Source organism: Streptococcus sp. NSSLK0004 (assembly GCF_059039125.1).
On the sequence record NZ_CM180142.1, the window covers coordinates 1,074,335 to 1,097,834 of the forward strand.

29 protein-coding genes, 1 tRNA gene, 1 other RNA gene and 2 pseudogenes are annotated in these 23,500 nt (G+C 40.8%); 11 read left to right on the forward strand and 22 right to left on the reverse strand.

The genetic code is table 11. The annotated features are described in order from the left end of the window. Positions 1-290: 290 nt before the first annotated feature. The 4 genes from AC4CS8_RS05475 to AC4CS8_RS05490 all read right to left on the reverse strand — a co-directional run bounded on the left by AC4CS8_RS05475 (position 291) and on the right by AC4CS8_RS05490 (position 2,651). Positions 291-533 carry a type B 50S ribosomal protein L31 gene (locus AC4CS8_RS05475; RefSeq protein WP_493892324.1) on the reverse strand — a complete coding sequence of 81 codons (243 nt, stop codon included), beginning with the start codon at positions 531-533 and terminating at the stop codon, positions 291-293. 102 nt (positions 534-635) lie between these two features. After that, the gene (locus AC4CS8_RS05480) at positions 636-791 is read right to left on the reverse strand and encodes a hypothetical protein (protein WP_493892325.1); all 156 of its coding nucleotides are present in this window, start codon (positions 789-791) and stop codon (positions 636-638) included. Continuing rightward, complete coding sequence (locus tag AC4CS8_RS05485; protein WP_493892326.1) at positions 788-1,720, reverse strand: FAD:protein FMN transferase; 933 nt, start codon at positions 1,718-1,720, stop codon at positions 788-790. The genes AC4CS8_RS05480 and AC4CS8_RS05485 overlap by 4 nt, the downstream gene beginning before the upstream one ends. After that, the gene (locus AC4CS8_RS05490; RefSeq protein WP_493892327.1) at positions 1,707-2,651 is read right to left on the reverse strand and encodes a DHH family phosphoesterase; all 945 of its coding nucleotides are present in this window, start codon (positions 2,649-2,651) and stop codon (positions 1,707-1,709) included. Before AC4CS8_RS05490 ends, AC4CS8_RS05485 begins: the two co-directional genes overlap by 14 nt. Positions 2,652-2,766: 115 nt before the next feature. Between AC4CS8_RS05490 and AC4CS8_RS05495 the strand changes: the two genes are divergently transcribed. The 5 genes from AC4CS8_RS05495 to AC4CS8_RS05515 are packed head-to-tail and all read left to right on the forward strand — an operon-like array spanning position 2,767 to position 5,402. Further along, positions 2,767-3,225, forward strand: a complete 459-nt coding sequence (locus tag AC4CS8_RS05495; protein WP_493892328.1) for a flavodoxin — start codon at positions 2,767-2,769, stop codon at positions 3,223-3,225. Positions 3,226-3,274: 49 nt separating this feature from the next. Continuing rightward, entirely contained in the window at positions 3,275-3,538 is a 264-nt protein-coding gene (locus tag AC4CS8_RS05500) for a hypothetical protein (RefSeq protein ID WP_493892329.1), read from the forward strand. Between the two features lie 34 nt (positions 3,539-3,572). Next, complete coding sequence (locus tag AC4CS8_RS05505; RefSeq protein WP_493892330.1) at positions 3,573-3,959, forward strand: VTT domain-containing protein; 387 nt, start codon at positions 3,573-3,575, stop codon at positions 3,957-3,959. Then, positions 3,959-4,237 carry a chorismate mutase gene (locus AC4CS8_RS05510; protein WP_493892331.1) on the forward strand — a complete coding sequence of 93 codons (279 nt, stop codon included), beginning with the start codon at positions 3,959-3,961 and terminating at the stop codon, positions 4,235-4,237. The genes AC4CS8_RS05505 and AC4CS8_RS05510 overlap by 1 nt, the downstream gene beginning before the upstream one ends. Further along, the gene (locus tag AC4CS8_RS05515) at positions 4,227-5,402 is read left to right on the forward strand and encodes a chloride channel protein (protein WP_493892332.1); all 1,176 of its coding nucleotides are present in this window, start codon (positions 4,227-4,229) and stop codon (positions 5,400-5,402) included. The genes AC4CS8_RS05510 and AC4CS8_RS05515 overlap by 11 nt, the downstream gene beginning before the upstream one ends. A 199-nt stretch (positions 5,403-5,601) precedes the next feature. Here the strand turns inward: AC4CS8_RS05515 and tnpA are convergent. The 10 genes and pseudogenes from tnpA to AC4CS8_RS05565 form a co-directional block, all read right to left on the reverse strand. Next, positions 5,602-6,074: pseudogene (tnpA, locus tag AC4CS8_RS05520) on the reverse strand (IS200/IS605 family transposase). 251 nt (positions 6,075-6,325) lie between these two features. Next, a complete protein-coding gene (locus AC4CS8_RS05525) occupies positions 6,326-6,850 on the reverse strand; it encodes a DUF4355 domain-containing protein (RefSeq protein WP_493892333.1) in 525 nt (174 codons plus the stop codon). 206 nt (positions 6,851-7,056) lie between these two features. Beyond that, the gene (locus AC4CS8_RS05530) at positions 7,057-7,248 is read right to left on the reverse strand and encodes a hypothetical protein (protein ID WP_493892334.1); all 192 of its coding nucleotides are present in this window, start codon (positions 7,246-7,248) and stop codon (positions 7,057-7,059) included. Beyond that, positions 7,248-7,856, reverse strand: a complete 609-nt coding sequence (locus tag AC4CS8_RS05535) for a hypothetical protein (protein WP_493892335.1) — start codon at positions 7,854-7,856, stop codon at positions 7,248-7,250. Before AC4CS8_RS05535 ends, AC4CS8_RS05530 begins: the two co-directional genes overlap by 1 nt. Before the next feature lie 120 nt (positions 7,857-7,976). Continuing rightward, positions 7,977-8,162 carry a hypothetical protein gene (locus tag AC4CS8_RS05540; protein ID WP_105117734.1) on the reverse strand — a complete coding sequence of 62 codons (186 nt, stop codon included), beginning with the start codon at positions 8,160-8,162 and terminating at the stop codon, positions 7,977-7,979. Further along, the gene (locus AC4CS8_RS05545) at positions 8,155-8,751 is read right to left on the reverse strand and encodes a hypothetical protein (protein WP_493892336.1); all 597 of its coding nucleotides are present in this window, start codon (positions 8,749-8,751) and stop codon (positions 8,155-8,157) included. The genes AC4CS8_RS05540 and AC4CS8_RS05545 overlap by 8 nt, the downstream gene beginning before the upstream one ends. Before the next feature lie 128 nt (positions 8,752-8,879). After that, positions 8,880-9,038 carry a hypothetical protein gene (locus AC4CS8_RS05550; protein ID WP_493892337.1) on the reverse strand — a complete coding sequence of 53 codons (159 nt, stop codon included), beginning with the start codon at positions 9,036-9,038 and terminating at the stop codon, positions 8,880-8,882. Next, complete coding sequence (locus AC4CS8_RS05555; protein ID WP_493892338.1) at positions 9,038-9,484, reverse strand: hypothetical protein; 447 nt, start codon at positions 9,482-9,484, stop codon at positions 9,038-9,040. The genes AC4CS8_RS05550 and AC4CS8_RS05555 overlap by 1 nt, the downstream gene beginning before the upstream one ends. A 442-nt stretch (positions 9,485-9,926) precedes the next feature. Beyond that, positions 9,927-10,061, reverse strand: a complete 135-nt coding sequence (locus tag AC4CS8_RS05560) for a hypothetical protein (protein ID WP_493892339.1) — start codon at positions 10,059-10,061, stop codon at positions 9,927-9,929. Positions 10,062-10,071: 10 nt separating this feature from the next. Then, positions 10,072-11,097, reverse strand: a complete 1,026-nt coding sequence (locus tag AC4CS8_RS05565; protein ID WP_493893871.1) for a minor capsid protein — start codon at positions 11,095-11,097, stop codon at positions 10,072-10,074. 270 nt (positions 11,098-11,367) lie between these two features. Here AC4CS8_RS05565 and AC4CS8_RS05570 point away from each other — a divergent pair. From AC4CS8_RS05570 to AC4CS8_RS05580, 3 genes and pseudogenes are all read left to right on the forward strand, one after another. Beyond that, a pseudogene (locus tag AC4CS8_RS05570) lies at positions 11,368-11,736 on the forward strand (SNIPE associated domain-containing protein); the annotation flags it as partial. A gap of 40 nt (positions 11,737-11,776) precedes the next feature. Next, positions 11,777-12,004, forward strand: coding sequence for a hypothetical protein (locus AC4CS8_RS05575; RefSeq protein WP_493893872.1), 228 nt, complete (start codon positions 11,777-11,779; stop codon positions 12,002-12,004). Between the two features lie 207 nt (positions 12,005-12,211). After that, positions 12,212-13,165, forward strand: a complete 954-nt coding sequence (locus AC4CS8_RS05580; protein ID WP_493892340.1) for a DDE-type integrase/transposase/recombinase — start codon at positions 12,212-12,214, stop codon at positions 13,163-13,165. A gap of 68 nt (positions 13,166-13,233) precedes the next feature. On the opposite strand, the gene AC4CS8_RS05585 is transcribed toward AC4CS8_RS05580, so the two are convergent. The 3 genes from AC4CS8_RS05585 to ssrA all read right to left on the reverse strand — a co-directional run bounded on the left by AC4CS8_RS05585 (position 13,234) and on the right by ssrA (position 14,824). Then, on the reverse strand, positions 13,234-13,908 hold the full coding sequence (locus tag AC4CS8_RS05585; RefSeq protein WP_493892341.1) for a hydrolase: 675 nt from the start codon (positions 13,906-13,908) through the stop codon (positions 13,234-13,236). 478 nt (positions 13,909-14,386) lie between these two features. Next, a tRNA-Ser gene (locus AC4CS8_RS05590) sits at positions 14,387-14,474 on the reverse strand. 2 nt (positions 14,475-14,476) lie between these two features. After that, positions 14,477-14,824, reverse strand: a transfer-messenger RNA (tmRNA) gene (ssrA, locus tag AC4CS8_RS05595). A 98-nt stretch (positions 14,825-14,922) separates the two neighbouring features. On the opposite strand from ssrA, the gene AC4CS8_RS05600 reads away from it, so the two are divergent. Next, on the forward strand, positions 14,923-15,516 hold the full coding sequence (locus AC4CS8_RS05600) for a TVP38/TMEM64 family protein (RefSeq protein WP_493892342.1): 594 nt from the start codon (positions 14,923-14,925) through the stop codon (positions 15,514-15,516). A gap of 152 nt (positions 15,517-15,668) precedes the next feature. Here AC4CS8_RS05600 and AC4CS8_RS05605 read toward each other — a convergent pair whose 3' ends face one another. The 5 genes from AC4CS8_RS05605 to cdaA form a co-directional block, all read right to left on the reverse strand. Next, positions 15,669-16,445, reverse strand: a complete 777-nt coding sequence (locus tag AC4CS8_RS05605) for a class I SAM-dependent methyltransferase (RefSeq protein WP_493892343.1) — start codon at positions 16,443-16,445, stop codon at positions 15,669-15,671. Between the two features lie 131 nt (positions 16,446-16,576). Next, positions 16,577-18,121, reverse strand: coding sequence for an ABC-F family ATP-binding cassette domain-containing protein (locus AC4CS8_RS05610; RefSeq protein WP_172028812.1), 1,545 nt, complete (start codon positions 18,119-18,121; stop codon positions 16,577-16,579). Positions 18,122-18,283: 162 nt separating this feature from the next. Then, complete coding sequence (glmM, locus tag AC4CS8_RS05615; RefSeq protein WP_493892344.1) at positions 18,284-19,633, reverse strand: phosphoglucosamine mutase; 1,350 nt, start codon at positions 19,631-19,633, stop codon at positions 18,284-18,286. A gap of 18 nt (positions 19,634-19,651) precedes the next feature. Next, entirely contained in the window at positions 19,652-20,356 is a 705-nt protein-coding gene (locus AC4CS8_RS05620; RefSeq protein ID WP_493892345.1) for a CdaR family protein, read from the reverse strand. Continuing rightward, a complete protein-coding gene (gene cdaA, locus AC4CS8_RS05625; RefSeq protein WP_493892346.1) occupies positions 20,346-21,194 on the reverse strand; it encodes a diadenylate cyclase CdaA in 849 nt (282 codons plus the stop codon). Before cdaA ends, AC4CS8_RS05620 begins: the two co-directional genes overlap by 11 nt. Positions 21,195-21,342: 148 nt before the next feature. Between cdaA and murT the strand changes: the two genes are divergently transcribed. Further along, positions 21,343-22,686: a lipid II isoglutaminyl synthase subunit MurT gene (gene murT, locus AC4CS8_RS05630; RefSeq protein ID WP_493892347.1), complete on the forward strand. Its 1,344-nt coding sequence runs from the start codon at positions 21,343-21,345 to the stop codon at positions 22,684-22,686. After that, a complete protein-coding gene (gene gatD / locus AC4CS8_RS05635) occupies positions 22,686-23,471 on the forward strand; it encodes a lipid II isoglutaminyl synthase subunit GatD (RefSeq protein ID WP_493892348.1) in 786 nt (261 codons plus the stop codon). Before murT ends, gatD begins: the two co-directional genes overlap by 1 nt. Positions 23,472-23,500: the final 29 nt, after the last annotated feature.

A 23,500-nucleotide genomic window follows, 5' to 3' on the forward strand; every position in this document is an offset into this window, starting at 1 on the left:
TATTAAAACTAGAAATACACGATGAAAAAGCTTTCACAGACTGAAATATGAAACCCTCTCTAATTAACAAGAATATCTACAGTATCTGAACCAATGCAATCATTTTGGCAATCACGCGCAAAAAAAAAGCCCTCCCAATTCTTGAAAAAGGCTTTGTATCAACATTTCTGTAATGTAAAGACTTTTTGCCTCTCTTATCGCTAGAGACAAAGAAAAAACGGTCCACTGGACCATAACTCGCTCTTTTGTTTTCAAGCTCGTGAAAAAACAGTCCGTTAAGGACTGTTTTTTTATTTGAGACCGTACTTTTTGTTGAACTTGTCCACACGTCCATCTGCTTGAGTGAACTTTTGACGTCCAGTGTAGAATGGGTGTGAGTCTGATGAAATTTCCACACGAATCAATGGGTAAGTTTCACCTTCAAATTCAACAGTTTCTTTAGAGCTCTTTGTAGAACCGCTAAGGAACTTGTAACCAGTAGTTGTGTCCATGAAGACAACAGTGCGATATTCTGGATGGATATCTTTTTTCATTATAAAAATTCCTTTCTGCCATGGACTCTTTCCGAGCCATAGATTAATAACTCAGTTAGTTTATCAAATATTTCCTTCACTGTCAAGTGTTTTCTTTGATTTTTATTGCACAGATGGACCTGAGTTGGCATCCGTCCAAACACGCGCACCAAAGCCTCCTTCAGAAGCTCCCGAATCAGTATCTGTCTTGAACTGCTCTGCCTTTTCCAAAGGAATGGCTACAAATTCAAATTCTTCTTGTTGTACTAGTTCTTTCATCGCTCAATCCTATCTCGCAAGCCTGGCGTGACCACCATCTGATCATCTTGAGTCATGATGATAGCTTCCAGTCCCTCCTGCTGACAGACCTGATGAAAAATCTCCTGAATGGAAGCACCGAACAGACGGGTCGTCCAAATCTCCCCATCAACCGACTGCTTGGACACAATGGTCAAACTGGCAATTTCCGCCTGCAAGGGATAGCCTGTCTGACTGTCAAAGATATGGTGATAGGTCTTACCTTCAAACTGAAAGATTCTTTCGTAAATACCAGAGGTGACCACCGACTCTTCCCCTACTTTGAGGACTAGGGCATTATTGCCACGTGGGAGCCTCGGATGCTGGATGCCAATCCGCCACAGACCATCTGCCTGATGAGGTGGTTTGCCAAAGGTCAAAACATTTCCACCTAGGTTAATCAGACCAGCCTGAGCCCCCATCCCCTTCAAAAAGGCGACAATCTTATCCGCAATATAGCCTTTTGCCAGGGCTCCCAAGTCAATCGCCATGCCTTCTTTTTTGAGAAAGACTTGCTGATATTCTGAGTCTAGCTCAATGTCAGCAGGGTTGATCATCGCCAGCCGCTCATCAATACTGGCTTGGTCTGGTAACTTGGCATCATGAAATCCAATTCGCCAAAGCTGGGTTAAGGGACCAATTGTGATATTAAGAAAGCTATTCTCTGCCAGACTGTGCTTCTTACCAAGATCAATCAACTCATAGAGATCTGGTGCGACAGGTACCGCCTGCACTCCTGCATTTAGATTGACCTCCATCAATTCGGAAGTCAAATCATTTGCTGAAAAACGATCCTTGTAAAGATAGAGGAGCTGTTCTACCTGATCCAAGATAGGCTCTGGATTCTCATGCCAAATGGTCGTATCAATCACGGTCCCCATGAGGCGAATTTGTCTGCTACTTGCTTGCATCTTTGACTACCTGCTGAATTTCTTTGTAAATGGCTTCGTTTTCTTCTAAAGAATAGGAATTTGCCCCACTAGCTAGCGGATGACCGCCACCGCCATGTCTTTTGGCGATTTCGTTGATTACAGCAAACTTACTCCGCAAACGGACACGGTAGGAGCCATCTAGCTGCTCAACAAAAATTCCCCAAGACTGTACAACATCAATTCGACCAGGTGCTGAAACGATTGCCGCTGTTTCAGCATCCGTTACATTATAGGATTTTAAAGTGGCTTGAGTCAAAACAACTCGTGCCGCTCCATTTTCATCTACTTCTAGGTTATCGTAGACATAGCCCATAAGCTTAGCAACTTTGTAATCCATAGAATCCATTTGACGAGAGAGACCTGAAAAATCAAAATCAAACTGGTGTAAGTAGGCAGCCACTTCAAAGGTACGAGCAGTCGTGGATGGATAGAGAAAACGTCCTGTATCCCCCACTATTCCTGCGTAGAGAAGACGAGCGATTTCGCCATCGACTGCCATGCCCAATTCCTTTGCAAAGAGAGAAATCATCTCACTGGTCGAACTACTGCTGGTATCTACCCAAAGCAAATCTCCATAGGCATCATCGTTTGGATGGTGGTCAATTTTTATAAGAAAATCTCCATTAGCATAACGGTTATCATCAATTCGTTCGGTGTTAGCTGTGTCAGTTACAATGACCAAACTAGTTGGATAGTCACTGTCAGCTACAGCATCCATCTGTCCAAGCCAAGATAGCGTAGGCTCTTCAATCCCAGTTGCTAAAATTCGTTTTTCAGGAAAATTTAACTGTAAGAGTTTTTTTAGCCCCAACTGGCTACCAATCGCATCCGGATCTGGTCGCTGATGGCGGTGAATAATCACGCAATCTGCCTCTTTAATCTTAGCTACAATTTCTTGAATAATACTCATAATACACTCCTTTTCAGTATTTTATCACAAACTTAGTCCTTTTCGCACCTCTTTAGTCTTTAACAAAGAAAGGAAATGTGCTATACTAGTCCTATCATAATTTTTGGAGGAAGCTATGGCACTAGCAAAAATTGTTTACGCTAGTATGACTGGTAATACTGAGGAAATTGCCGATATTGTGGCAAATAAGTTGGAGGAACTTGGTTTAGAGGTACAGAACAATGAATGTACCACCATTGAAACTGAGGAAATTCTAGACGCAGATATCATCGTGGTAGCAAGTTACACCTACTCTTATGGTGGTGATGGAGAATTGCCAGATGAGATTATCGATTTCTATGCTGATTTGGCAGATTTAGATTTGACAGGTAAAATCTACGGAGTTTGTGGCTCTGGCGATACCTTCTACGATGATTTTTGTAGTGCAGTAGATGATTTCGATGTTATGTTGGCTTCACGCGGTGCAATTAAAGGTGCTGAAAATGTTAAAGTCGATTTAGCAGCAGAGGATGATGATATTATCAACTTAGAACAATTTGCAACAGACTTGGTGGCAAAACTATCAGAAAGTTAAAAACAGCAACCTAGGTTGCTGTTTTGCCATAAATAAGAGGTGTAAGCTATTGAAATTAAATCGTATAGAATATCGTCAAGTCCATACTTTCCTGACTGGACTTGGAATTGTTTCCTTATTATTGGCAATCATCTATCTCATGAACCGATATGGCACGTCTATTCTCGCTTTTGGGCAGAAACACCTGTCATTAGCAGAGTTAGAAACGATATTCTCAAAACCTAGCCTACTAGATTTTTGTTATTTTACTCTTGCTGACCTCTCTGACTGCTGCTATTCCCTTTCTGTCTTCTTCTCTTTTGGCAATTTGTAACGGAGTCGTATTTGGTCCTTGGTTAGGTTTTATTATGAATTTAGCTGCCAATTGCCTCGGAAACTTCTTGATGATTCAAGTGATCCAAAGTTTGGATAGCCATCGTAAACCCCGCACAAATTCTTATCTAGAGCGCCTCAAACAATTAAAAAATCAAAATGTTGCTCTTATTTTGGCTTACATGATTCCACTTTTTCCGACTCTAGTAGTCAATTACTGGGTTGCTAGCCAAAAACTTTCTTGGAAAAAGTGGGTGGTGATTGTTCTCGGTGGAACAGCTCCAACCAGCCTATTATATACCTTTGGTGGACAAGCAATCTTAGATGAGAACCCTACTTTCCTATTGGGGTTAGCTGTCCTTATTCTTATCGCTCTCTTTGCCTACTTGATTTGGCACCATACTCATAAGGAGAAAAACTAATGAATTTACAAGATATTCGACAAGATATTAATCACATTGACACCCAGCTCGTAGAGCTATTAGAGCGTCGCATGACCTTGGTAGACAAAGTCACAAGCTTCAAACGTAAAACTGGAAAAGCTGTCCTAGATAGCAAGCGTGAGGAAGAAGTCCTCAATCGTGTGGAGAGTTTAGTGGTAAATCCTGCCTATCGAATGACGATCCGATCTACTTTTGCAGATATTATGAGTCAGTCACGCGCTTACCAGTCCGAACATTTACAAACCGATGAGCAGTAAATTTAAAACGATTATCACCTACATAGGTATAGCACTCCTCTTAGGATTTCTAGCAGGAATAGTTACTAGTCTTTTTGGTCGTATTCTTCTCTGGATTGGAGAAATTCGTTCCATTGTCTTTTATTTTGTTCTGCCAGCACTAGCACTAGCAGGATTAAGCATTGTCTTTTCTTATCAGAAATGGGGCGCGGAAGTTCGTTCTGGAATGGGATTGGTGTTTGAAGTAGCACAGGGACAAGATAAACGAATTCCATTCGTTCTACTTCCACTCATTGCAATGACAACTTGGGTCAGCCATCTTTTTGGTGCGTCAGTAGGACGTGAAGGCGTTGCTGTTCAATTAGGGGCAGTCATTGCTCAAACTTTGGAAAAATGGGCTGGTACAACTATCCTACGTTCCCTACTGATTAAAATGGGAATGGCAGCAGGATTTGCTGGACTCTTTCAGACACCGCTCGCTGCTAGTCTATTTGCTATTGAAGTTTTGTATGTTGGTCATTATGCATGGAGAGAATTGCCCCCTATCCTTTTAGCAGCTCTTACTGCTAGTCTGACATCGCATTGGTTAGGATTGGAAAAATTCCAGTATAGCCTGTCTGTAACAGATCATTTGGGATTTCTTCCCTTAATTGTACTTGGTTTATCATTTGGCTGCATTGGTAACCTATTCGCTCTTGGTTTATCAATCGCTAAAAAACAGGCTGAAAAATGGCTAAAAAATCCCTATCTGCGCATGACCATCATGGGAATTAGCTTATCTGTCCTACTATTTTTCCACCAAGGCCGCTATTCTGGACTGGGAACCAATCTAATCGAAGCCAGCTTGACAGGGGAGGTGATTTATCCTTATGATTGGTTACTGAAATTGCTACTAACCATCCTTTGTCTAACTGCCGGTTTTCAAGGCGGAGAGGTTACGCCACTATTTGCGATTGGGGCAAGCAGTGGAGCCATTTTAGCGGGGGCTATCGGACTACCTACTGAACTTGTTGTTGCCCTTGGATACTGTGCCGTATTTGGAGCTGCAACTAATACCTTACTCACTCCTTGCCTCATAGGATATGAGGTATTTGGAACAGCTATCCTGCCCTATGCTGTCCCTGTACTTGTCATATCCTATTTCATCAATCGCAAACAGACTATCTATGGACAACAACTGAGATGAGATTGTAAATAGTGAGCAATTATTCCAAATTATTTGGACAAATTTTGGACAAGAAATCATGACCACCCGTCAAAACGGGTGGTTTGTACACCGGCTATAAGCCGTTTCCCTCCAGCGACGTCTAAAGATAAAGACGTTCGCTGAACTTCGTTCAGGTTAGTGCTATGTTTACTTGACTAATGCCCGTAACAACGGGCTTTTATCTTGTTCTAAAGCTACCATCTGAAAATGGATCTTCGTACTCTTTCACACTCAACTTATCAAGTGCAATGTCATTTTTCTCCTGCTCGCGAATATATTTCGCAACTGTCTTTTCGTTCAGTCCAACGGTACTAACGTAGTAGCCTCTTGCCCAAAACTTTCGATTTCCATACTTATATTTCAAATTTGCGTGTTTATCAAATATCATGAGAGCACTTTTACTTTTCAGATATCCCATGAAATCGGAAATCGAAAGTTTTGGGGGTATCAAGACAAGCATATGAACATGATCTGGCATCATGTGTCCCTCAATAATTTCCACACCTTTGTATCGGTATAGGTGACGGAAAATATCAATTAAATCCTGTCTAATTTTGTAGTAAATGGACTTTCTGCGGTACTTTGGTGTGAAAACTATATGATAGAGCACCTCCATTTGGTATGTGATAAACTGTAACTGGTTTTAGCCACTTCTTTTTCCTCCTTTATCTAACCTGAACAATTAGATTATATCAGGAAAAAGAAATGGAAGCTCACAGCCTTGTCAGCCACCAGCATAGCGGGTGGTTTATTTGTCACGCACCTTACGGAGCGTGACGGACTGAAAGTCACATAACGAAAAAGCCTGTTAAATCAGGCTTTTTAGAGTAGTTTCTATCTCCCCTGCTGGAAGACTTCCATGATTTGACAAAAATACTTGATAAACGAAAAAGCTTGTTAAATCAACGCTTGATTGCCATAATAGCCTCTTTGGTCAGAGTCGATGTAGTCGCTCCCTTTTTCATGACAGGAGCTTTCAGACGCGCCGTGATACCATCTTCCACCGCTTGCTTGTAAGACGTTGCGAAAGCCTCGACATTTGATTTGGTAGCATCTGCATCCTCAGTGACCAGAGTTTTTAATAAAACATCGTCCACTGCGATGTCAGCCTCTTTCAGCATGTTCCGTGCAGTGGTTGCCATCTCTGACAATGTCTTCTCACGCTTCAATTCAGCGATTTCAGCCTTGAGCTTGTCCTGCTCGTGCTTCGCTTTCTCCTCAGCGTTCATCTTAGCAAGGCGCTTCGCTTCATCAGCTTCCCTCTCTTGCTTTTCCTTCCACTGGGCAAACTTGCGACCGATGATCGCATCCAGTTCTGCGTCTGTATATTTTTTTTCGTCTTTCGGGTCTTCTGTGACTTGTTCGGGTTCAGCTGCTACCTTCTTGTCATCTTCGACCGCTTCGACTGTTTGTGTTTCTTCGTTCATTGCGAACCTCCTATTTTTAAAGTCGTCCCCGACTGTCTATCCCATAGCTTTTAACGTCATCAATGCTTGGACCTAAAAAAACCGCATGGGATTCCATACGGTTAGATTATACGATTAGTTGCAGTCTTTCCTGCTGTCAAGATGTCGGACCACCTCCTGCTTTTTCTGCAACAAAAAAGCACTTAGATTTCTCTAGGTGCTATTATCTATCCTGGTCTTTGATAAGTCAACAATGCATACTCTTCAAACAAATCCAACTCTTCCAGAGTTAGCACAGAAAGTGGATTCTCTTCGTTGTCATCTTCTGTAACAACTACGGTTTGATTTTCTCGCCATTTTTTTATATAAGCAACCAAATCCATACCTAATTTTTTTGATACGCTATTGTATAAATTCATTAGATGATCTCCAAATCTACTCCGATAAGAGACAATTTTCTTGAAAACTCTTCCAAGCTATCTTTATTATACCCTTTCGTATCTAATTTTGCAAGAAATGTTCTGTATAATCCCTCGTCTACCGAATTATTAACAGAATATTTAAAAATCGTTCCATCATGACATGCTACAAGCCCATACTTGTATTCTCGTTTAAAGGCAATCTCTAAATCTGAATAACTAGGTACAGAACTCCCTGGATGGTTATGGATTGCAATCACAGTTCCGGGTTCAGTATTTTTTAACATATTCAACATTGCTCTGGTCGGAGAAACCTCTCTAATTTTGTTTTCATGATTTGAAACCATAGCTTTCCCGGTTATACTGTCAATAAACACTAAGTCTTCGAACTCAGTACCGTTTCTATGTTCCAATATCGACCGCATCTCCTGCCACATTGCTTTTGTGATTTTTTTATCTTCACCAAGGGTATCAATTTTTCTTCTGTACATATTAGAATCAATAACAGCTCTATTGATCTGCTTGTTTCTATCGATTCCTTTATGGCTACTTTCTTGTTCGTTTACCATTGTGTCTTGACCATCCCTCTCCTCCGCGTCATCCGGCATCACAATCAAAAAAGTAGACCGACAACGTGGATGCATAGGTGGAAAGTTGACGCCCGGCACTTTGTTTGCTCTCACATATTTTCAGCAACAAAAAAGCACTCGATTACTCGAATGCTTATTTTACATAGTCAAAAATTTTTTAGCTTCCTTTTCAGTCAACGGCCGTCCAAGTCGCTCCGCTTCTATCATAACAGCTCTGATATTATATTTAGGCATATTTTCTGAAGGAGTTGTATAACGACCATCCGCAATTCTATCAACAGCTTCATCTAACCTTGCAAAAGATTTCATTTCTTCTCTAGTCATTTTTATCCTCCTCAATAAGTTCATATGTACTTAATAAATTATATGCAGCTTGTTCATCAATAGCCATAACCCGACCTGCTACGACTTTAGCCCCCAATTCTTTTTGATAATGCTTAACCAAATCTGTTTTAGCAGTGAAATAGGTAAAACCTTCAAAACCCTCTGTATAGCTAACTTTTGTAGCAATAGCAAATAAGTGACCACCTACCCCATAATATTCTTTATCACCGCCTCTATTTTTAGGAGAATTTTCAACAATATCAATATGGACAGCGCTGTTGCTATGGTCAACTTTTAAAGCAATCATCCCTTCAATTCTCTTAGAATTTTGACGATATAACTTATAAACGTCATAACCATTCGTTTGGGGAATCGACCAATCAAACAACCAACCTTGTTTTTGTAATTTCATCGATTCTGACTTGGTAATCAATTGACTCTTTAAATAATTTGTCTTAATAATTTTACCAGTCTTAACTTCTTCTAAACAAGGGGTAAATTTATCAATCTCAATATGATTTTCCATACCTTGATTATACAACTTTTGTATATCATTTTCAACAAATTTAGAGTTTTTCTCTTCCTCCACATCCTCCGGTATCACAATCAAAAAAGTAGACCGACAACGTGGATGCATGGGCGGAAAATTGACGCCTGGCACTTTGTTTGCTCTCACATATTTTCAGCAACAAAAAAGCACTTAGATTTCTCTAGGTGCTATTCTTCTACAATTTCAAATTCCTCTGCAGGGTATAAATAATCTTCTCCAGATTTATCTACTACACGGTACCACCCACGCTCAACCGAAAGAATTTCATAAATTTTCCCGTTATCCAAAGTATGAGATTCGGATTCGCCAATATACTTAGCTTTCATTACAACCACCTCTTGACCTTAAATTCCACCTTACCTACGTTTTTTGCTTGATACCAATGAGCTTCTATTTTACTGCCGTCTGATAACGTAGCAATGCCTTTTACTTTTTGCCAGTCTTTAGCATTCCCACCGTGTTCCCTTACTAATCGACGGATATCATCAATCTGTCTTCTAACATCCTTTCCAGCAATCACTTCAACATTTGTGATTTTACTACCACGTTTGATTAGATAGTCTCCTCTAACTGGATAATCTGCCTTAACGTAGATATCTCTAGCCATCGCGCTCAATGACTGCGGAATCAAGATATCAGCTTCACGTTTTGTATCTAGCTTTATTTTACCACTTTTCATAGCGTTTTCAAGTGTTTTAGTGCTATTTTGGTTACTTGGACTTAACGATTCTGTATTTATTTTAATCTGTTTACGGCCAACATCCTCCGGCATCACAATCAAAAAAGTAGACCGACAACGTGGATGCATGGGCGGAAAATTGACGCCTGGCACTTTGTTTGCTCTCACATATTTTCAGCAACAAAAAAGCACTTAGATTTCTCTAGGTGCTTATGCATAAATTCCTTTTTTTCTTAATTCCATTTCTTTCTGGTAAATTTCAAACGACGCCCTTGCTTCTTTAGGAGCTAACTCCGTTAATTCAATAGTGTAATCGTCATGAATTATATACCAACTTTTATCTTTTTGCCAAAAGAACATGGGATGATTAGGTCCGCGCATAACTTATACACCTCCACTGTAACTTGTCACCTATATTTTAGATTTCTCTAGGTGCCTCGATTTCATTCTTAGCTTTTTCTAGCCAAGATTCAATCATTTCTTCAGGCGACATGACTGGTTCACCATCCAACGGAATGATAACATCAGACATTTTTTATACCGCTCCAAGTTCTAATAATAACAATTCATAAAAACGAGTTTGTTCCTCTGTTGTAAATTCATCATCCCCATCAAGACGTAAATTTCGTTCCTTAAACTTTTGTAACTCTTGTCTCTCCAGTTCTGTCACAAAGACCACCTCATTTCAACTTATATCTTACACCATGATTATACATTTTTTTGAAAACTCTTTCAATATCGCTGTCTATTATTTTATCAATTTCTTTCAATGTTTTCACTGCTCCTACAAAATCAAAAGAATCTGTTTTAGTTACATACATTACCCGACCAGTGTTAGAAACAATCGTGAGAGTCCTTACCGATGGTGTACCCATAAAAAAGTTGAAATCGTTCAACGAAAAAGTCGACCCTCCCGGATGGTTATGCAGAACTGTCAGAGTTCTTTGCTTAGAGCTGTTAAGTACAAATCTAGCATCAGCGTGACTATTTATTTCAACGCCAAACTGGTCGCCAAAAACTTTTATTGGCTTTTCACCTAACAAGATGTACATTAGCTCATCAGAGTTATTTTTATCTCTCGTCTCTACCAACAGTTGTTTGTGTGCTAATTGGATATTTGAATTTTCTACATCTGAATATCCCGGTATGTTTATTAGAGGCACTTTCTGGATTGATTGATCAGTTATAAATACTTTATCGCCCGATTTTCTTGCTTGAGATAGCACTTTATCTTTCAACTCTTTTTCCCTCTCCTCCACATCCTCCGGCATCACAATCAAAAAAGTAGACCGACAACGCGGATGCATGGGTGGAAAATTGACGCCTGGCATCTTGTCTGCAATCTTATATTTCTGACCGTCCAAACCACGGCAAACATCGCTGGTTGAACCATCAATAACTGCTACATATTCGTACTCATCATATAGCCCACTCTCTTCAAACGGTGCCATCATTGCCATATTGGCTACATAAGTCCCTTCCGTATAGACCAGCCTACGAATGTCTGCTTTTGAGACCTTGGAAAAACGCTCTTCCATCGCTTTCGCTATCTTAGCATAGTTATCGCCACGGATGAACGCATTACGGACATCATTAGCCAAATACTTAGCCAATTTATCACGATTAGACCAGATATTGCTTGAGTAGTTCCCTGCACCTGTCCAGTCCGCATTGATGAACAACTGAGCCGTTTGTTTGTCCACCACGCCTAAGCCTAACTCCTTGGCAAAGCGACCGTAAGTGCCTGTGTAGGTATCGAGTAAGTGTTTTTGCAAAGCCGTCTGCTCGCTAGCACCAACCTCTAATTGGGCCAAACGGATATTGTACTGCAGACCCTCAAGTCTATCCAAACGATAGATAGACTCACGAATCGGTAGCAGATAAGCATATTGAGGATACTTAGTAGCAAACGCATCGAACCGCTCAAACAACAGCTTTTTGTCTGCCGCATCCAACGATTGCAGCAGATCACGATAAGCAAAGGCAAGGCTATGCAGAATCAACTAATCAAAGCAGCAATTTGTGGTTTCAACGGCGAAGCATATGCCCTCTTGGTCAAAGTAACCGTCTCAAACGTCGATAAGAAGGTCCAGGTTCTCCGCAAAGCTTTTGAGCAAATCAATAAAATGTATCAACGCAATATGATTCGGTTAACTTTGTCTTACTTAGATTCTAAAATCGAGGAACTACGTCTTGCTGCAGAATACGAAATGCAGAAACAAGAAGAAAAAGAACTCTTGAGAGAGCAGCGGGCAAAGGAAAAAGAAGATAAAAAGCTACAAGCTGAAATTGCGAACAGACGTAAACAGTTAGAAAAAGACCGCAAACACTTTACGTCAAACATTTAATGTCCATGGCTTACGTCATACCTACGTTAGTTGGCTAATCTATCATGATGTGGACGTTGTGACCATTGCCAAGTTAGTAGGTCACAAGGATGCAACCGAAACATTAAAAACATATTCTCCCTTATTCAAAGCAAAACAAGAGCAATCATTCGACAAAGTCAGAAATTTAATGGAAAAATTTGGGGCAAGAAAGTTAAAAACCCTTGTGTATCAAGGGTTTTTGTTGTATTTCTATCTCCCCTGCTGGAATCGAACCAGCAACTAATTCTTAGGAGGAATTTGTTATATCCATTTAACTAAGGGAAGTCCCTTTTTCTATTTTACCCCATAAAATAGAAGATTGCAAGAACTGGTTACTCCTTAGCATATTTTCTATTGTAGCGTTACAATTGATGTGAGACTTCTAGAAGTCAAAAAGAAGATTCCTTGATATGATAAGAGTACCACCACTCACCAAAAAAGGAATCTTCTCATGACTAGTATACCACAAAATCTTCGTTATTTGCCACACACCTTGGAAACACGCTACCACGCTGTTAAAACTTACCGAAATGGAGCCTCTGTCGCCTTCATCTGTCGACGTTACAAAGTTTCAAAAGCTTCTCTCATGCGCTGGAACAAGCGTTTTGATGGCACAAAAGAGTCGCTGAAAGACCGTTCTCATCGCCCTCTAACACCGCATCCAAAGGCGCATACCGAGCAAGAGCTGACCTGGATTAAAAACTGCATCAAAAGAAATCCAAACGCAACCCTCATAGAAATTTTTTACAAACTCAAAACGAATAAGGGATATCATAGACATCCTTGCTCACTCTTTCGAATCTTGAGAAAGCTGAACTTCTTCAAATCCCCTAAAACAAAGAAAAAACCTTATGTACCAAAACCATATGACACTCCGACTAAACTCGGTATCAAGTGGCAGATGGATGTCAAATATGTCCCGACTCACTGCTACACAGGAAAACTACCTGACAAGTTCTACCAGTATACCGTCATTGATGAGGCCAGTCGAGAACGTTTTATATTCCCTTTCAAAGAACAGTCGTCCTACTCAACGGTTCAATTTCTCAAAATGGCTATCAAACACTTTGGATACAAACCAAAAATCATTCAAACGGATAATGGCTTCGAGTTCACTCATTTCAAAGAAACCAAACAAGTTCACCCACTAGACTTATTGTGTCAGGAACTTGGCATTGAGCACAAGCTGATTCGTCCTCGAACACCCAGACATAATGGCAAGGTTGAACGCAGTCATCGAAATGACAATCGACGTTTCTACCAGCACTTGACCTTCTACTCCTATGACGATCTGATCAAGCAGATGAAAACCTATCTTTATCGTTCTAATCGACTCCCTATGCAAACTTTAGGATGGAAATCTCCTATCGATATCAGAAAAGCTTTACTAGGAGCTAGCTCCTAGTAAAGCTTAACAAATAGTTATCTTCAAAATAACATTTTGGGTCTCACATCATTGACAAAGGTACATGGTTACTCCTTAGCATATTTTCTATACTTTTCCATTTTTTCTTTGAATAATTCAGCATTACTTGGAGCAGTGTAAGAAACTGCATTAGCACCGACTTCAATGACCTGACGAATGGACTCATCCGTCGAACCACCCGTTGCAATGATTGGAAAATCCGGCAGTTGTTTCCTAATCTCTCTGACAACATTCGCCGTTTTAACTCCACAAGACACATTGAGTATGTCGACTCCAGCCTCAATTCGTGACACAAGGTCTGTCTGTTCTGAGACAACTGTATAGATGATTGGAATATCTGCAACCTGATTGATTTCTTTTATGGTCGCAACATCTGTTGGACCGTTAACTACAACGGCGTAAGCTCCCTCAGATTCTGACAATAAACTCATATTAGCTGATCGCATTCCAGTCGTTAGCCCACCTCCAACACCTGCAAAAACAGGAACCGAAGCCACCATCATGATGCTCTTAATAATAGCTGGGCTAGGGGTGAAGGGATAAACAGCCAAAATAGCATCTGCATTATGATTTGCAATAATGGAGACGTCTGTTGTAAATAAAACTGAACGAATCCGTCGACCATAGATACGAATACCGCTACACTCCTTGATAATTTCAGGGACTTGAACGATATCTTGCCGTAAATCGGACATAATAATTGGAATAGTTGTCTGGCTCATAGCAACCTCCTATATAAATCTTATAGACTTATTTTAAAATATTTATATGAGTATAGTATAACACAAATAAGCAACTTCACTCTCTTTTTTCCAAACTATTAATTACTTAACTTAAAAAGCAATTCGTTTCTTATGAATGATAAAGCATACCCATAATTCCCAAATTCGATAATTCAACTATTCTCTATAACATAAATAAAATCTAGAACCTTAAAACAGACAAATATTGCTAATAATTCTATTAGTCTAGTACTCTTACTCTACCCGTTCTAGGCTAGATTATTTTATTCCTACATAGAAAATACCATATACTTTAAAAGGAAAAGCAACTATATGACTTATTATACACTAAAAAATATAGGATGAATTTGCCTTCAAAAAGGAACGAAGAAGTTCCGTATATGTAGTTTTGACTCACAAAATATTATTATGAACAGTTGAAAAAAGAACGATTGGACAATCGTTCTTTTATAAGCTACGGAAGACATGGGATTCGAACCCACGCACGCTGTTACACGCCTACCGCGTTTCCAACACGGCCTCTTAAGCCTCTTGAGTAATCTTCCATATATGGAGCTGGTGGGAGTCGAACCCACGTCCAAACATCTGCTAACTTATTCGTCTACAACCATAGGTTATGTCTTACTTTAACTTGGACTCGATACATAACTCAAACCTAGTACAAGCGAGTCAGTTCATCTCTTTTGGGACAGCCTGACTCAATCCCAACGTAGCTTGTTATTTTAAGACCAATCAACAAACACAAGCAATTCGCGACTGGTCACGCAGGCAGGTTATTAAGCTGCTAATGCGTAAGTGTTTGTATTTTTTGCAGTTATATTTAACTGGCATTTTTACATCTGCCGATGAGTTGCAGAACAAGCCTCATAATGCCTGTCGAATCCGTAACAACCCCTTAGGTTTGATACGAGAATTATTATAGCAGATTTTTTCATAAATAGCAAAGCTATTTTTACAATTTAAAAATAATTTGAAATATGGTACAATGTGATTATGTATAAATTTTGGCAACAAACAATTCGAGTATTAAGTGTATTAACGTTAATTGCAACTGGATTTTTTCTTATTTGGCTATATCGAATCGGAATTTTGAACGATCAAAATGTTCTTACTGATTTAATCAAAAGTCATGGTGCTTTTGGAAGCCTTACCTTTCTCCTTATTCAAATTGTCCAGGTGGTTTTTCCAATCATTCCTGGAGGAGTTACAACGGTCGTCGGCTTTCTTGTATTTAACTTTTGGTGGGGATTTTTCTTAAACTATATCGGAATTTCCATTGGAAGCATCATCCTTTTCTGGCTATCCCGTCGTTATGGAAAAAAATTCTGCCTACTCTTCATGAATGAAGAAACTTTTTATAAATATGAAAGTAAAATTGATAATAAACGAGGCTATGAAATTTTCTTTATCCTATGTATGCTTTCACCTATTTCCCCTGCAGATATAGTTGTCATGATTACTGGTTTAACCAGTATGAGCTATCGTAAATTTATCATCATTATCCTTCTCTGTCGTCCAATTTCTATAGTTGCCTACAGTTTCTTTTGGATATATGGAAGTCAGTGGTTACAACAATTCTTTCAGTAAAAACTTCATAAATAATTCAAAAATTTCTCCTTAATGGCTAAAATTATTAGCTCAGAAACTTCAAATCCCCCGTTAAGATAATTATCTTAACGGGGGATTTCTGCTTGTTTTTAGCACGATGCATATGAGATGGGCTTTCTACTTCTAAATTTCTACAACTTAACAGACAAATTCGCCAAATAATCTGAACCAAATTGGGACAAGCGATTGCGGCTGTCTTTGGATTCATAAAAATCAATCATGGCAAAACCAGCTCGTAATTGCCCAGCAATCTGTTCTTCTAAGGTGTGGCTAAATTCATAGCCATATTCTGGGTCAATCGTAATTTGTCCTGCTTCTTCTAATTGTCGTGCGTTGAAAGGTAGGCTGTACATTGGAACCAATGCTCTGTCTGGATGCTCCCAAACATCATCAGCATCAAAGACATAAATCCAAGGGTTCATGTAGCCAACCATGAGCAAGCCACCTTTTTTCAAGACCCGATAGGATTCCCGCCACATAGTTTCTAAATCTTCGATATAAACATTTGAAACAGGACAAAAGATGATGTCAAAAGTTCCATCCTCAAAAGGAAAGGCTTGTGTCATATCTGCCTGCACCGTTTGCAAATCCAGATTTTCTCGCTCAGCAACTAGCCTATCCTTGTCCAACTGTTCCTTGGAGAAGTCCATAATGGTCGTTTGGTAACCGTGAGCCGCAAATATCGGTCCCTGTTGACCACCACCACAGGCCAAACCCAGCAATTTCTTACCTTGAGCTTTTTCAAACCAGTCAAGCGGTACTGTCTTTCCAACCGTCAGGGAAACGGATAAGGCCTTTGCTTTTGCCTCTTCAAATTCCTCATGACTGAGCGGAACTGTATAGGCATTTCCCTGTCTAGCTGAAACCCGATTCCAACGTTCTTGGTTGTAGTTTACATAATCTGTCATTCTTATTTCCTCTGGAGAGGCCTAGCCAATATGACCTCGTTCTATTCTTTTCATATTTTTACCTCCTTTACTATGCTCATTCTATTATAGTATAAGCACAAAGAAAAAGCTACCTTTCGGCAGCTTATTTCTTATGTCAACTCATTAAAATCCCAGATGTCATCCACCCAACCTTCGTAGAAATCAGGCTCGTGGCAGACCATGAGAATGGAGCCTTTATAGGCTTGGAGGGCGCGTTTGAGTTCATCTTTAGCATCCACATCTAAGTGGTTGGTCGGCTCGTCAAGGACCAGAACATTGTTTTCACGGTTCATGAGCAGACAGAATCGAACTTTTGCCTGTTCACCACCTGAAAGAACTTGAATCTGACTTTCGATATGTTTAGATGTCAGACCACAACGTGCTAAAGCAGCGCGCACTTCTGCTTGGTTAAGAGCTGGAAAGGCATCCCAGACCGCTTCAAGTGGAGTCTGACGATTTCCACCAGCAACTTCCTGTTCAAAGTAACCTAGTTCCAGATACTCCCCACGCTCCACAGAGCCACCAAGTGGGGGAATAATCCCAAGCAAACTCTTGAGAAGGGTTGATTTACCGATACCGTTGGCACCGACAATGGCAATCTTCTGGTTGCGTTCAAAGGTCAGATTGAGAGGCTTGCGAGTCAAGACACGGTCATAGCCGATTTCCAAATCAGTTGTCTGGAAGATAAAACGACTTGGTGTGCGAGCCATTTTGAAATCAAATGATGGCTTTGGTTTCTCTGCTTGAAGCTCAATAATCTCCATCTTATCCAGCTTCTTCTGGCGGGACATGGCCATGTTTCGAGTTGCAACGCGGGCCTTGTTCCGGTTAACGAAGTCCTGCAAGTCTGCGATTTCCTTCTGCTGGCGTTCGTAAGCCGCCTCCAACTGAGCCCGCTTCATAGCATGGACTTCTTGGAACTGGTAGTAATCCCCTGTGTAACGGGTCAAGAGTTGATTTTCTACATGGTAGACAATGTTAATCACGTCATTCAAGAATGGAATATCGTGGGAAATCAAGACAAAGGCATTTTCATAGTTCTGCAAGTAACGTTTGAGCCAGTCGATGTGTTCAGCATCCAGGTAGTTGGTCGGCTCATCCAGAAGCAAGATGTCTGGTTTTTCCAAGAGTAATTTTGCCAAAAGAACCTTAGTCCGTTGACCACCAGACAACTCCGTCACATCCTTGTCCATGCCATAGTCCATGACACCAAGCGCACGCGCCACTTCGTCAATCTTGGCATCCAGCGTATAGAAATCACGGCTTTCCAGACGATCCTGCAGTTCGCCAACCTCTTCCATGAGGGCATCCATATCGGCTCCCTCTTCTGCCATGGACATGTAAATGTCATTGATTCGAGCTTCAGTTTTGAACAGTTCATCAAAGGCTGTTCGCAAGACATCACGGACTGATTGACCCTTTTCTAATTTAGCATGCTGGTCTAAATAACCTGCCGTTACATAGCGGGACCATTCTACCTTGCCCTCATCTGGTTGCAATTGTCCTGTTACGATAGACATGAAGGTTGATTTTCCCTCACCATTAGCACCAACAAGACCGATATGTTCCCCTTTCAAGAGACGGAAGGAGACATTCTCAAAAATTGCGCGGTCACCAAACCCATGACTTAAATTCTTTACTTCTAAAATACTCATATTTTCCTCATAACATCAAAGAACTGGAGCAAGCAACTCCAGTTTTTTTACTTTTATTCTCGCAGTCTTGAGTGGAACTTCTTCGCTTATCAGCTGTGAAATTCCTACTCAATCTTGTGGATCCAGACAATGAAATCAGCTTAACGAATGATTGATTTCTACTTAAATTCCGATCTCTGCACGGACCACATCAGCAATGGTGTCCACATAGTAATCGACTTCAGCATCCGTTGGTGCTTCTGCCATGACACGCAAGAGTGGCTCGGTACCACTTGGACGTACCAAGATACGACCGTTTCCAGCCATCTCTGTTTCCATCTTTTCAATGATAGCTGCGATGGCAGGCACTTCCATAGCCTTGTCCTTCATGCTATTTTCCACACGGATATTGACCAATTTTTGTGGATAAATAGTTACTTCTGCTGCCAATTCTGACAAGGTTTTACCAGTTTCTTTCATGATTTTGGTCAATTGTACAGCGGTCAACTGGCCATCACCTGTGGTGTTATAATCCATCAAGATAACGTGTCCTGACTGCTCACCTCCGACACTGTAGCCACCTTTGCGCATCTCTTCAACGACATAGCGGTCACCAACTGCGGTTACAGCTTTTTCAATGCCCTCACGGTCCAAAGCTTTATGGAAACCGAGATTGGACATAACGGTTGTCACAATGGTATTCTTGGCAAGAAGCCCCTTGTCTGCGAGGTATTTACCAACAATATACATGATACGGTCGCCGTCCACCAGGTCACCATTTTCATCAACAGCAATCAAGCGGTCGCTGTCACCGTCAAAGGCGAGACCGATTTGACTACCAGTTTCTTTGACTAATTCTTGCAATTTCTCAGGATGGGTTGAACCAACTCCTTCATTAATATTTAAACCATCTGGTTGCTCAGCCATAACTGTCAATTTAGCACCAAGATCAGCAAATACTTGACGAGCACTTGTTGCTGCGGCTCCGTTTGCTGTGTCAAGAGCAACCTTTAGGCCATCTAATTCCACTCCGGTAGAAACAAGAAATTGCTGATATTTACGCAAGCCTTCTGGATAATCTACCACGTCGCCCAAACCTTGAGCGGATGGACGAGGGAGCGTATCTTCTTCAGCATCAAGAAGCGCCTCAATTTCTGCTTCTAGTGCATCATCTAATTTGAAACCATCACCTGCAAAGAATTTGATACCATTATCTTGAGCTGGGTTGTGGCTAGCAGAAATCATAACTCCAGCACTTGCTTTTTCTGTCTTAACCAAGTGAGCCACACCTGGTGTTGCAAGTACGCCAAGCTTATAGACATGAATACCAGCTGACAAAAGTCCTGCAACCAGGGCAGCTTCCAACATTTGACCTGAAATACGTGTGTCACGTGCCACAAAGACACGAGGAACATCTGTTTCATGTTGACTTAGAACGTAGCCTCCAAAACGACCTAATTTAAATGCCAATTCCGGCGTTAATTCTACGTTTGCTTCTCCACGGACACCATCCGTACCAAAATATTTACCCATTATTAAACCTCATATCTTTTATTTTGTTTTTGTAATCGTAGCCTGTAAACTAGTGTCGACTTGTGAAAGAACTGCTGGCAAGACATTCCCCTCGGCATCTACAGCTTGTAAAGCTCCTGTCCCACTATAATTCTCTGATAAATTACTCACATCCAATAACACAGCTTCAACTCTGGCAATCTTAGACATAGTATCTTCGTCCGTTGTTACTTTAACATTCTCTAAACCAACTGTTATTTTGGAGACTGTGTAACCAGATGCTAACTGATTATCATAGATAATTCCTTGTACAGGAAACGTCTTGCTGACTTTTTTTCCAATCTTGACTGTTATTTCTGCTGGATTAAGGCTAGCTGTAATACCAGTCGGTAAGTCCATAATTTGTAGTGGCACTGTATGAGTGCCACTTCCCAGCTCTGTCAAATCGACTGAGATATGAAATGTGCGAGTCGCTTCATCTGTTTCTTTTTGTAAAATCAGTCGATTCGCTCCTGTTAATTCTACATTTGCTGTAGAAGAAAAACCAGAGATAAAGTATGTATTGCTATCATAGTTCATTGTGATAGGCACATTCGTGATTGTATGTGTGTATGTCTCTGATTCCATACTCTGGTTACCAGAAGCGGAATTTTTATAATTAGTCGTGGTAGCATAGAAGAAAAGGACTAAGGCTAACAAAATGGAAACGAATAGATGTCCAACTAATTTCATTTTATCCTGCATATTTTTTTCCTCCAAAATTCTTCCACCATGGTTTCTTTTTATCACGAGGAACAAAGAGGCGTCGGAGTTCAATCTCAAACTCTTCAATTGTTAAATCATGCTTAAAAATACCATTTTTAGCAATAGAAATTGCGCCTGTCTCTTCTGATACAATAAATACAAAAGCATCAGAAACTTCTGATAAACCTATCGCAGCACGATGGCGTGTTCCAAATTCTTTTGAAATTCCGGCACTTTCTGAAAGAGGAAAATAGGCACATGCTACAGCTAGTTTATCTTCCTTGATAATTACTGCCCCATCATGCAGAGGTGTATTGGGAATAAAAATATTGATCAACAGCTCACTCGAAATATCAGCATCCAAGGAAATACCTGTTGTACAGTATTGTTGCAAAGTCTGTGCTTGTTCTACTGCCACCAACGCACCTATTTTCCGAGGCGACATGTAAGAAACCGACTTTATAAAGGATTGAATTAATACTTCTTCTGAACTAACATTTGAACCTGCAAATAGCTGAGTGGTGCGACCTAATTTTTCTAAAACTGCCCGAAGCTCTGGAGCAAAAATGATTACTCCAGCAATGACACCATAGGTAATCACTTGGTTCATCAACCAGGATATTGTTTGTAATCCCAAAAGGCTGGCCAGCAATTGAGCAAACAAAAAGAGAAAAACTCCTCTTACTAAAGTCATAATTTTAGTACCAGCCAGGGATTTACTGATTGCATATATAAAATAAATCACTAAAGAAATATCCAACAAATGCATCATAGCTGTCCAAGGACTGCTAATCAAACTCTGCCAGTAGTTGCTATCTACTAGTTGACTAATATTCATTACTTCTCCTCATACTTTCTCTCTACTATCAGAACCCTACTATTATACCACATTTTTCAGTTATTTCCCTTAAAAAATCCTCTCTTCTCTCACATCGTCTGGCAACTCCATTCTAGAAAATCATCAGCCTTTGTGATAAAATAGTCCCATGAAAATAAATACATTATTAGGGATTGCCGCTGGTAAGACCAGCCAGTTTGTCCTCAACAAACTAGGACGTGGTACTACCCTGCCTGGCAAAATCGCCCTCAAATTTGATAAACATATTCTAGATAGTTTAGCTAAGGACTATGAAGTCGTAGTCATTACCGGTACTAATGGTAAAACGCTAACAACTGCTCTAACCGTCGGCATTCTTCAAGAAGCCTTTGGAGAAATTACGACCAACACCAGCGGCGCCAATATGATAACAGGGATTACGGCAACATTTTTATCTGCCAAGAAGAATAAAAACGGCAAGAAGATTGCCGTTTTGGAGATTGATGAAGCCAGCCTTGCTCGTGTAACAGACTTTATCAAGCCTAGTCTGATTGTCTTTACCAATATCTTCCGTGACCAGATGGATCGCTACGGTGAGATTTACACCACCTATCAGATGATCTTGGATGGGGCAGCCAAAGCTCCACAGGCCACGATTTTGGCTAATGGAGATAGTCCGCTTTTCAACTCAACAACCATCATTAATCCAGTCAAATACTATGGTTTTGCGACAGAGGAACATGAGCCTCGCTTGGCCCATTACAATACCGAAGGTGTCCTCTGCCCACATTGCCACCAGATTATCCAGTACAAACTCAATACCTATGCCAATTTAGGTAGCTACATCTGTACCAACTGTGGCTTTAGCCGACCTGACTTAGACTACAAATTGACAGAGTTAAGGGAAATCACCAATACTTCTTCCACCTTTGTCATTGACGGGCAAGACTATAAGATTAACATCGGTGGGCTCTACAATATCTACAATGCTCTTGCAGCAGTTAGTGTAGCAGAATTTTTCGGTGTGTCTCCTGAGAAAATCAAGGCAGGTTTTGACAAGTCTAAGGCTGTCTTCGGCCGCCAAGAAACTTTCAAACTGGGTGACAAGGACTGTACCCTGGTCTTGATTAAAAATCCAGTCGGTGCAACACAGGCCATTGAAATGATGAAACTCGCTCCTTATGATTTCAGCCTATCTGTCCTTCTCAATGCTAACTACGCTGACGGAATTGATACCAGCTGGATTTGGGACGCAGACTTTGAGCAAATCACTCAAATGGAGATTCCTCAAGTCTTTGCAGGTGGTGTTCGTTCATCTGAAATCGCTCGTCGCCTTCGTGTGACTGGCTATCCTGAAGACCAAATCACTGAAACACCTAAACTAGAAGATATCATGACCCTGATTGAGCAGTCCAGCAGTCAACAGGCCTATATTCTAGCAACCTATACGGCAATGTTAGAATTCCGCGATCTTTTGGCTCAACGTCAAGCAGTTGGAAAGGAGATGAAATAATGGTCTATACTTCATTAAAAAGTCCTGAAAAAGACTATACCTACGATCTCCACATTGCCCACCTCTATGGTGACTTGATGAATACCTACGGTGACAACGGCAATATCCTCATGCTCAAGTACGTGGCTGAAAAATTGGGTGCCCGTGTTCAAGTTGACATTGTTTCTCTGACAGATGATTTTGACAAGGATTTCTACGACATCACCTTTTTCGGTGGTGGACAAGACTATGAACAGTCCATCTTAGCCAAAGACCTCCCAAGCAAAAAAGAAAATCTAGCAGACTTCATCGAAAATGACGGTGTCATGTTAGCTATCTGCGGTGGCTTCCAGTTACTCGGTCAGTACTACATCGAAGCTGGCGGTCGCAAGATTGACGGTCTTGGTATCATGGGACACTACACTCTCAACCAAACCAAGAACCGCTACATCGGTGACATCAAGATCCACAATGATGAGTTCAATGAAACCTACTATGGATTTGAAAACCACCAAGGTCGCACCTTCCTAGCCGACAACCAAAAACCACTTGGCAAGGTCGTTTACGGCAATGGCAATAACAAGGAAGATGGTGGCGAAGGTATGCACTATAAAAATACCTTTGGAAGCTACTTCCACGGACCAATCCTGTCCCGTAATGCCAACCTAGCCTACCGCTTGGTGACAACCGCCCTCCGTAAAAAATATGGACAAGACATTTCCCTTGCCAGCTACGCTGACATCCTCAGCAAAGAAGTTGCCGAAGAATACGGCGACGTGAAAAGCAAGGCAGAATTTGAGAAATAAAGCAAAACCGCTTCTGGCATTCAGAGGCG